Raw genomic sequence first — 8,862 nt, forward strand, 5'->3', positions numbered from 1 at the left:
CCCGGGCCACGTCGATGTGGGGGTCGACGTTCAGGGCCTTGCGGATTCGGGCCTGCTGTTCGCTTGGCTGTTCCATCCTTGTCTCCTCGCGGTTCAATCGATGTAGGTGTACCCGCTTTCAGCGTAGTGGACGCGCCGGCTCAGTCGCCAATCGGGGACGCCTTGCCGTCGATCACCTGGCGATGAAGCGCCGAGATGCGCTCCAGGGCGTGGTGAGCGGCCGCGTGGCGCACCTCGTTGCGCTCGCCGGGGAAGCGCTGCGTCTCGCTGAACAGGTACTCCTTGCCGGCGTGTTCGAAGGCCCAGGCAAAGCAGACGGTTCCGACGGGAATGTCGTCGTGGGACGCGGGCCCGGCGATACCGGTGTTGCTGAGGGCGACGTTGGCGTCGTTGTTGTGCAGCGCCCCCAGGGCGAGCTCGCGGCTGGTCTCCTCGCTGGTCAGGCCGTACTCGTCGATGGTGTCGAAGCTCACGGCCAAGTAACGGTTCTTCGCCTGGGGCGAGTAGACCGCAAGGCCACAATCGATGCTCTGGCCGCTGCCGGGCACGCGCGCCAGTTCCGACACGATCAGCCCCGCGGTGCAGGATTCGGCGGTGGCGAGCTTGAGCTCGTGTTCTTGCAGGTAGTGACAGACGTCTTCCAATAACGACATGTGAAGGCTCCTTCGCCCTGGGCGTTCGCGTATCGTTCCCTGAGATTGCGAGCGCTCTTGTGGCTCCGGCGTTTTCCTCGCCCCCATAAAATAGCCCCCGCCGAGGGCGGGGGCTTTAATCTCGATCAAACCTCAGGGACTAGTTGCGAAACGCGTCCGGGTAGGTGGAGAGATCCACGCCCCACAGCATCGGCAGCAGGAAGTAGGTGGCCGAGACGATCAGCAGCAGCGCGATGATGTTGAGCCAGAAGCCGTTGCGCACCATTTCGGCGATGGTGATCTTGCCGGTGGCGAAGATGATCGCGTTGGGCGGCGTACCCACCGGCAGCATGAAGGCGCAGTTGGCCGCCATGGCCGCTGGCACCATCAGCACGAACGGGTGGACGCCGAGCGCCAGGGCAAGCGACGCCAGCACCGGCAGGATCATGGTGGCGGTCGCGGTGTTGGAGGTGATCTCGGTGAGGTAGAGCACCATGGCGGTGGAGAGCACGATCACCATCAGGAAATTGACGTTTTCCAGCACGCTCATCTGATCGCCCATCCAGGCGGCCAGACCCGAGGAGCCGAAGCCCGCGGCGATGGCAAGGCCACCCCCGAACAGCAGCAGGATGCCCCAGGGCACGTCGCGCGCGATCTCCCAGTCCAGCAGGCAGCCGCCCTTGGTGCGCGACGGGATCAGAAACAGCGCGATCGCCGCGGCGATGGCGATCATGGTATCGCTGATGCCGGGAATGTTGATGATCTGGCCCTGCCACAGAAACGAGCGGGTGATCCAGAAAAACGCCGCCAGCAGGAATACCGCAAGTACCGCCTTCTCTTCGAAGCTCGTGCGGCCAAGCGCCTCCATTTCCTTTTTGATCAGCGCCTTGCCTCCGGGCAGGCTGTTGAGCTTCATCGGGTAGATGAAGCGCGTCAGCATCAGCCAGCCGACGACCAGAAGCGCCACCACCACCGGGAAGGCGAACATCAGCCAGCTGGCAAACGAGATCTCGTAGCCGAACAGCTCGTTGACCACCGCCGCCAGGATGATGTTGGGGGGCGTGCCGATCAGCGTACCCAGGCCACCGATGGTGCCGCCGTAGCCCACGCCGAAGATCAAGGCCTTGCTGAACTTGTCGATCTCGGCGCCGTGGTCGCCCTCGGTCTTGGCCAGTTCCTGGGTGACCTGGTAGACGATGGCGGTGCCGATCGGCAACATCATCATCACCGCCGCGGTATTGGAGACCCACATGGAGAGAAAGCCCGTGGCGGCCATGAAGCCGAACACGATGCTGTTGATGCTGGTACCGAGGATGGAAATGATGGTCAGCGCGATACGCTTGTGCAGGTCCCACTTCTCCATCGCCAGGGCGATCATGAAGCCGCCCAGAAAGAGAAACACGATGGGGTTGCCGTAGGCGGCGGTGACCGCACTACCCTCGAGCGCCCCGGTGATGGGCAAGAGCACGATGGGCAGAAGCGACGTAACCGGAATGGGAATGGCCTCGGTCACCCACCAGACGGCGACCCACAGCGTGGTGGCCAGCACCATGCGGCCTTCGAAGCTCAGGTCCGCCGGGTGAAAGAACAGTACCGTCAGGGCGAACAGCAGCGGCCCGAGCACCAGACCGATCATTTGCGCCCTGTTGTAGGCCGGCGGGCGCGGCGTATCGCCTTGCGGGTCTCCAGGCGCGCCAGAGCCGCCCTTGGCCATGCCGGGCGCCGAAGGCGTGGGCAGCGCGCAGAGCAACAGGTTCTTGGCCTGGTAGTGATAGTGCCAGAGTTGGCCCCAGAGCGATTGTGTGGCAGTTCCGAGCATAATGCAGTACCGCTTGCAGTCGTGTGAACAGAAAGGCGCTTCGCCGCAGCGGGCCTTGTGAGATCGCTAAAACAGCGTTGCAGATTTTAGTGGGCCCTTTATTCACTGCAAGGCGGTATTAGTCCAGTGAATTGGCTCGTTTTGCGACCAAAGTCTAACAACTTTAGTTTTATGTAGTGGCGTTCACGTGCGGGTGACGGTCTGCAAAGCGGTAAAAAACGCCCGCTCCTGCTTTAAATATGCTTAGCAAGCTTAACGCAGGCCCTTGTCTCAGCAGCAATATGGCGCTTTGATGACCCACCGATTAACTTTTTGTACAACTTTCATGAACCACAAAAGCGGGACGCAGTCTATACTTCAACCAACACCTCGCAAATGCCTGTATAAGCATGAGGTGGCGGTGAAGGACACGTTCGAGGGGGTCATTCAACATACCGACGCTCAAGGAGTTAAGATGATACGCCAACATCTTTTCAATGGGGCACAGCCTGGAAGCCAGGAGCATCTCGAAAAATACTTGAACGAACAAAAGCTTAGACGCGAGAAAGAGGCCCACCCGGAATTACTCTGGTTGACGGCCGCCTCGTTCTCCGCAGGCTGTCTGGCCACGCTCGCCTTCGTCATACCCCTTTGACGCGCAGCGTACAGAGATAAGACCCCGCCTCTCGCAGCGGGGTTTTTTTATGCCCGCGTTTTTTATCCTCGATCAAGAAATTGGGCATTGCTTCCGCTTCAAAGGTGTATTAGTGTGAGAAGTACAAGACGCGTACAAGTAAATACTTCGAATTGAGTATCAAGCATTCACAAGGAGTGGTGGCATGCAAACGATCAAACTGGAAAATATCTCTGAAGCGGGCCTGCAGCTGGCGATCAACGAACTGCGTGAGGAAATGTTCGATACCCCCGAATGCGACTTCACCATTGCCAAGATGCTGAGTCACTGCGGGCATTTCGACACCGCCGAGCGCCATCTGGACGAGATGCTGCTCAAGTGGGGCTCCTCTCCCGATGTCATCGAACTGACCGACAAGGGTTACGCCATGGTGGACGCCATGCAGGCAACCGCGAAGGCGCAGCAAGGAGTGATGTCATCGCAGCCAGCTGCCGGTGTCGCCTCGCTGAACGAGACTCGCGACATGGCTGTCGCCTGATCGACCCGATGTGCTCCCGGCGCATCATGTGAACAAAACGGCTTGCTTTCTCATGAAAGCAAGCCGTTTTGCATGCTGGCCCCTTTTCACTCTCATCATGGCTGCCCCTTCGCTCGCGAGCCAGGCGCCGCCAAGCAGTCAACTTTTTCGACGCCTGCCCCCATCCAGCGCCCTCAACTGCTAGAATGCCCCCCTTTCTCGCGGGCGCGGGGCCATTCCCGCGTCGTCTCGTATGACTGACCAAGAGCTCTGCAATGATCGCGACTGCCCAAGCAGCGTTTCGCCCTCTTCTTCGACTGGGCCTCATCTCTCAAATCATTATCGGTATCGTGGTCGGGGCACTGCTGGCGCTGTTCGCGCCTGGCGCCGCCCTGAAGCTTGCGCTGCTGGGGCAGCTGTTCATCGCGGCACTCCAGGCCGTGGCGCCGATTCTGGTCTTCGTGCTGGTGATGGCGGCGATCGCCGCCCATCGCCAGGGTCGCCCCACCCAGATCCGCTCGGTGCTGGGGCTCTACGTTGCCGGCACGCTGATCGCCGCGCTGATCGCCGTGGCCGCGAGCTTTCTGATGCCCACCGAGATCGCCCTCGATGCGCCCCAGGCGGACGGCAACCCGCCCGGCGACATCCTGAGCGTGCTGCGCGATTTGCTGCTCAACGCCGTGGCCAATCCGGTCAGCGCCTTGATGAACGCCAACTTCATCGCCATCCTGGTCTGGGCGGTGGGACTCGGCCTTGCACTTCGCTCATCGAGCGATACCACGCGCGCAGCGCTTTCTGATCTGGCGTCGGCGGTCACCCGGCTGGTGACACTGGTGATTCGCCTGGCGCCCTTGGGCATCCTCGGCCTGGTGGCGGGCACGCTCGCGCAGTCCGGCTTCTCGGCACTGGTCAACTACGCGCAGCTTCTGGGCATCATCGTGGGCTGCATGGTGGTGGTAGCGCTGGTCACCAACCCGCTGCTGGTCTACTTCGTGACCCGCCAGAACCCCTACCCGCTGGTCTGGACCTGCCTTCGCGGCAGTGCCATCACCGCCTTTTTCACTCGCAGCTCCGCCGCCAACATCCCGGTCAACCTGGAGCTTTGCCGCAAACTCGAGCTCGACGCCGACACCTACTCGATCTCGATTCCGCTGGGCGCGACCATCAACATGTGCGGCGCGGCGATCACCATCACCGTGATCACCCTGGCGACCACCCATACGCTGGGCATTCCGGTCGATTTCCCCACGGCGCTTCTGCTGTGCGTCGTCTCGGCGCTGGCCGCCTGCGGGGTTTCCGGCGTGGCCGGCGGCTCGCTGATGCTGATTCCCATGGCGGCGAGCCTGTTCGGCATCCCCACCGAGGTCGCCATGCAGGCGGTCGCCATCGGCTTCGTCATCAGCGTGGTCCAGGACGCCACCGAAACCGCGCTCAACTCCTCGACGGACGTCCTGTTCACCGCCGCCGCCTGCCGGGCGAAGCAGGCGGCCATCACCCCCTGAACGTTCTCATCCCTCACGTTTGAAGGCCAGGGCAACCCCTGGCCTTCTGCGTTCAATGCCCCACTTTCACGCAAATCCTTGAAGCCCGTGAAAGACCGCGCTTTCCCTTACTTTGATCAAGAACAAATCAAAATAATAATTTACAAAATTCTACCCACCGCACAGCGCTCGGCATCTATCAGTTAAGTTGCCATTCGGTAAAAACAACCACTACTTCGACCGGATCGATGGCCGCTGGTCAGCCGTGCGGGACAGGGCGTGATCAGGGTATGGGACAGGTCTGGTCTTCGGTCAACGGAGAACGGCATGAGCACTCGACTGATCAAGCGCGCCCACCTCGGCGCTCCGCTCTACGCGTGTTGGTTTTTCCTGCCAGGACTGGTGCAGGCACAAACGGTCACCGGCACCATCGATGCCACCATGACCCTGGTGGACAGCTGCGTCGTGAATGGCCAAACCGGTACCACCGGGGTGGATTTCGGTGATATCGATTTCGGCTCCACCCCGGCCGTGTTCGAGGAGGAAGATTCGACGGTGGCCGGTGGCGGTACCAACGGCATCGAGGTCGTCTGCTCTCCCGGCGTCGAGCCGACCTTCGAACTCACCAGCGGACTCAACGATGGCGCTGCCTCCGAAGGCGTGCACGCCATGAGCAATGGCGCCGGTGATTTCATCGGCTACTCCCTGTATCGCAACGATGCGCGCACCGACCTGATCAGTGCAGGCGAAACCGTGGCACTGGGGGCCTTCGACGGCTCGCCTCAGGTCATCGAGCTCTACGGGCGCGCTTTCGGCGACGACGGCGCGCTTCCCGCCGGGACCTACACCGATACGCTGAGCGTCGAGCTGACGTTCTGAGCCATGCGCGATCATCGTCATGGGGCTTGTTGGCGCGGCGCGCTGGCCGGGTGGCTGGGTCTTCTACTCAGTGAAGGGGCCGGCGCCCAGACGCTGCCGAGCGCCACGTTCCAGGTCGCGGCCACAGTGAGCCAGGGGTGTCTGGTCAACCATCGGCTGCCGAGTCAGGGGGCAGCCGTAGGGCGCATCGGCCGGCTCGATTTCGGTATCGACTCGGCGCTTTCCCAGGCGACCCGCGAAACCACGCTGGTTCGCGCTGGCGATGTCACGCTGAGCTGCACGCCGGGCATCGCGCTCTCGCTGCGCGTCGGGGCAGGCCAGCACGCCCTGGACGGTAGCCGCAGACTGCGCCACCAGGGCCAAGCGAGGTTTCTTGCCTATCGCCTGTACCGCGACGCCTCGTTCCAGACGCCGATCGGAATCGATCAGGACGTTGCCGTGAATACCGGCAGTGGCGCCGACAACGTGCAGTTTCCGATCCGTGCCCGGCTGACGCTTCCCGGCTCGCTGCCCGCCGGTGACTACACCGACGAACTCACCCTGACGCTGACCTGGTGATCTCGAGCGTTCATCGAACACGCCTATCGCCACTGATATCAAGGAAGACGACATGGACATCGCCAACGCTCGCCACTCCCGTACTGCCAACGGCCACCCCACGCTCGGCACGTGGCTGGCCAGGTATCTGGCGCTTTTCCTCTGGCTCTTGGCGCCGGCGAGCCAGGCCAACTCGTTGCTGATCTGGCCGCTGTACCCCGAGATCCCGCACGATGAAAGTGCCACGGCGCTGTGGCTCGAGAATCAAGGCGATGCGGCACTCGTCATGCAGCTGCGCATCTTTGCCTGGGAGCAGCGCGGCGGTGAGGAGCAGTTTCTGCCTCAGCAGGCGATCGTCGGCAGTCCGCCGATGATCCAGATCGCGCCCGGTGAGCGCCAGATGGTCCGACTCATCCGTCAGGACGCGGTGTCGCCGGCGCGTGAAAACGCCTTTCGCGTCATCATCGACGAGATTCCCGGTGCCGCCATCGCCGGCGCCGTGGAAGGCGCCAATGCCGGGGTACGTTTTCAAATGCGCTATTCGCTGCCGCTGTTCGTCTACGGCCAGGGGGCCGCGCCGCTCGACCCCGTGGCGCTGGCGAGCTCGCCCCACTACCCAGGGCTTGGCTGGCACACCTACACCGACGGCGGGCGTCGCATGCTCGAGATCACCAATCGGGGCGATCATCACGTGCGCCTCAATCGGGTAGCGTTCGCCTCCGCTTCGCGCCCGGTGGCCGAAGGGCTGCTGGGTTACGTGCTGGCCGGCAGCACCCGCCGCTGGCCGCTGGACCCCGGCGCAGACGCACCGAGCGAGCTCAGCGCGCAGGTCGGTAGCCGCGAGTACGTCATTGCCCCCCATTAGAGCGAAGCGGCATGGATTCGACAGCGCCTCCCGTCGTCTGGCCCGTACATGGGCTCATCACGCTGATGCTGTGGCTGAGCGCTCTGGCACTGGTCGCTGCGCCGGCCTGGGCGCAGCGCATACCGCCCCCCGTCGCGCATGGCGATGATGCCTGGCTGGTCTACCATCTGGAGCTGGTGATCAACCAGCACCCGACCGGTCAGGTCGTGCCGGTCTGGCGGCAAGGCGACGATTTCCGGCTCAAGACCCGGACCCTGATCGAGCAGGGCTTTCCGGTCACCTCCCGCGAGGAGCGCGTAAGCCTTGGCGAGATCGACCAGCTGAGCGCTACCTACGACGGCCCTGCCCAGCGCCTGCATCTTCAGGTGCCCGGCGCCTGGCTTGCGCATCAGGCGCTCGAACATCGGCGCCAGAGCGAGTTCATTGCGGCGCAGACCAGCCAGGGGGCGCTTTTCAACTACAGCGCCTACGCCTTCGATGGCGAGCACGCCCGGGGCGCCAGCCTCCAGCACGAGCTGCGCCTGTTCGGCGAGCGCGGCACTTTCTACACCTCCGGACTCTACCGCGAGGCGCTGACCGGCCCAAGGGATGACTCGGGCTATCGCCGCTTCGATACCCACTGGCAGTACACCGACCAGCAAAACCTCGCCACCTACGAACTCGGCGATACCTTGACGCGCCCCACGGGCTGGTCGAACGCGGTACGCCTGGGCGGCGCATCGGTCTCGCGGGACTTTCGCCTGCGCCCGGATCTGATCACCTACCCCTTGCCGGCGTTTTCCGGCGAAGCCGCCCTGCCCTCGACACTGGACGTGTTCATCAACGATAGCCGGCGTGAAACGCTCGAACTCGCGCCCGGCCCCTACACTGTGACCAACCTGCCGCTGGTGACCGGGGCCGGCGAGGCGCTGCTGGTCACCACCGACGCCCAGGGCCGCCGCGTGGCCAATACGCTGCCCTTCTACGTCGTCAACGACCTGCTCGCGCCCGGGCTTTCGAGCTACAGTGCAAGCCTTGGCGCGCTGCGCCGCCGCTACGGCCAGGCGGATTTCGACTACGGCCCGCTGGCGCTGGCGGGCGCCTACCGGCGCGGCGTGACCGATGCCTTTACCCTCGAGCTTCAGGGCGAGGGTACCCGCGAGCTTGCAACGCTGGGCGCCGGCGGTGTCTTTCGGCTCTGGCATCTGGGTTCGCTGGAGGCCGCCTATCGCCAGAGCCATTTCGAGAGCGACCAGGGCCAGGCGATCAGCACCGGCTATCGCTATCAGGGGCAGCGCTTCAACCTGGGGCTTCGACACACCCGCGAAGACGACGCCTTCGAGGACTTGAGCACCCTGCAGGCCACGCGCCTTCGCCGCGGGCGCGACGTCACCCAGCTCACTGCCGGTGCCTCGCTCGGAGGTGTCGGCACGCTCGCGGCGGGCTACTTCGCGATCGACCAAGGCGAGGATCAGCGCACGCGGCTCGTGAACCTGACCTACAGCCGCGCGCTGCTTGGCCGCCTGAACCTGACGCTTTC

At 63.5% G+C, this 8,862-nt stretch carries 7 protein-coding genes and 1 pseudogene; 6 read left to right on the plus strand and 2 right to left on the minus strand.

Going from position 1 to position 8,862, the window contains the following annotated elements; genetic code table 11:
* Positions 1-140: 140 nt before the first annotated feature.
* Complete coding sequence (locus tag BIS11_RS05830) at positions 141-653, minus strand: CinA family protein (protein ID WP_253422272.1); 513 nt, start codon at positions 651-653, stop codon at positions 141-143.
* A 139-nt stretch (positions 654-792) separates the two neighbouring features.
* Positions 793-2,451 (minus strand): DASS family sodium-coupled anion symporter, encoded by a 1,659-nt coding sequence (locus BIS11_RS05835; RefSeq protein ID WP_253422274.1) that lies wholly within the window; start codon positions 2,449-2,451, stop codon positions 793-795.
* A gap of 818 nt (positions 2,452-3,269) precedes the next feature.
* Here BIS11_RS05835 and BIS11_RS05840 point away from each other — a divergent pair.
* The 6 genes and pseudogenes from BIS11_RS05840 to BIS11_RS05865 form a co-directional block, all read left to right on the plus strand.
* Positions 3,270-3,602 carry a hypothetical protein gene (locus BIS11_RS05840; RefSeq protein ID WP_253422276.1) on the plus strand — a complete coding sequence of 111 codons (333 nt, stop codon included), beginning with the start codon at positions 3,270-3,272 and terminating at the stop codon, positions 3,600-3,602.
* A gap of 254 nt (positions 3,603-3,856) precedes the next feature.
* Positions 3,857-5,083 carry a serine/threonine transporter SstT gene (gene sstT / locus BIS11_RS05845; protein ID WP_253422279.1) on the plus strand — a complete coding sequence of 409 codons (1,227 nt, stop codon included), beginning with the start codon at positions 3,857-3,859 and terminating at the stop codon, positions 5,081-5,083.
* Between the two features lie 306 nt (positions 5,084-5,389).
* Positions 5,390-5,941 carry a spore coat U domain-containing protein gene (locus BIS11_RS05850; protein ID WP_253422281.1) on the plus strand — a complete coding sequence of 184 codons (552 nt, stop codon included), beginning with the start codon at positions 5,390-5,392 and terminating at the stop codon, positions 5,939-5,941.
* A gap of 3 nt (positions 5,942-5,944) precedes the next feature.
* Positions 5,945-6,499: a spore coat U domain-containing protein gene (locus tag BIS11_RS05855; protein ID WP_253422283.1), complete on the plus strand. Its 555-nt coding sequence runs from the start codon at positions 5,945-5,947 to the stop codon at positions 6,497-6,499.
* A 52-nt stretch (positions 6,500-6,551) separates the two neighbouring features.
* Entirely contained in the window at positions 6,552-7,343 is a 792-nt protein-coding gene (locus tag BIS11_RS05860; protein WP_253422285.1) for a molecular chaperone, read from the plus strand.
* Between the two features lie 11 nt (positions 7,344-7,354).
* Positions 7,355-8,862: pseudogene (locus BIS11_RS05865) on the plus strand (hypothetical protein); the annotation flags it as partial.

This window comes from Halomonas sp. 707D4 (assembly GCF_024158685.1).
In the GTDB taxonomy this organism is placed as follows: domain Bacteria; phylum Pseudomonadota; class Gammaproteobacteria; order Pseudomonadales; family Halomonadaceae; genus Vreelandella.

What these genes read in the sequence shown, in the direction of transcription:
- BIS11_RS05830 (WP_253422272.1), bottom strand. Translation starts at nt 653, where the DNA reads ATGTCGTTATTGGAAGACGTCTGTCACTACCTGCAAGAACACGAGCTC.
- BIS11_RS05835 (WP_253422274.1), bottom strand. Translation starts at nt 2,451, where the DNA reads ATGCTCGGAACTGCCACACAATCGCTCTGGGGCCAACTCTGGCACTAT.
- BIS11_RS05840 (WP_253422276.1), top strand. Translation starts at nt 3,270, where the DNA reads ATGCAAACGATCAAACTGGAAAATATCTCTGAAGCGGGCCTGCAGCTG.
- sstT (WP_253422279.1), top strand. Translation starts at nt 3,857, where the DNA reads ATGATCGCGACTGCCCAAGCAGCGTTTCGCCCTCTTCTTCGACTGGGC.
- BIS11_RS05850 (WP_253422281.1), top strand. Translation starts at nt 5,390, where the DNA reads ATGAGCACTCGACTGATCAAGCGCGCCCACCTCGGCGCTCCGCTCTAC.
- BIS11_RS05855 (WP_253422283.1), top strand. Translation starts at nt 5,945, where the DNA reads ATGCGCGATCATCGTCATGGGGCTTGTTGGCGCGGCGCGCTGGCCGGG.
- BIS11_RS05860 (WP_253422285.1), top strand. Translation starts at nt 6,552, where the DNA reads ATGGACATCGCCAACGCTCGCCACTCCCGTACTGCCAACGGCCACCCC.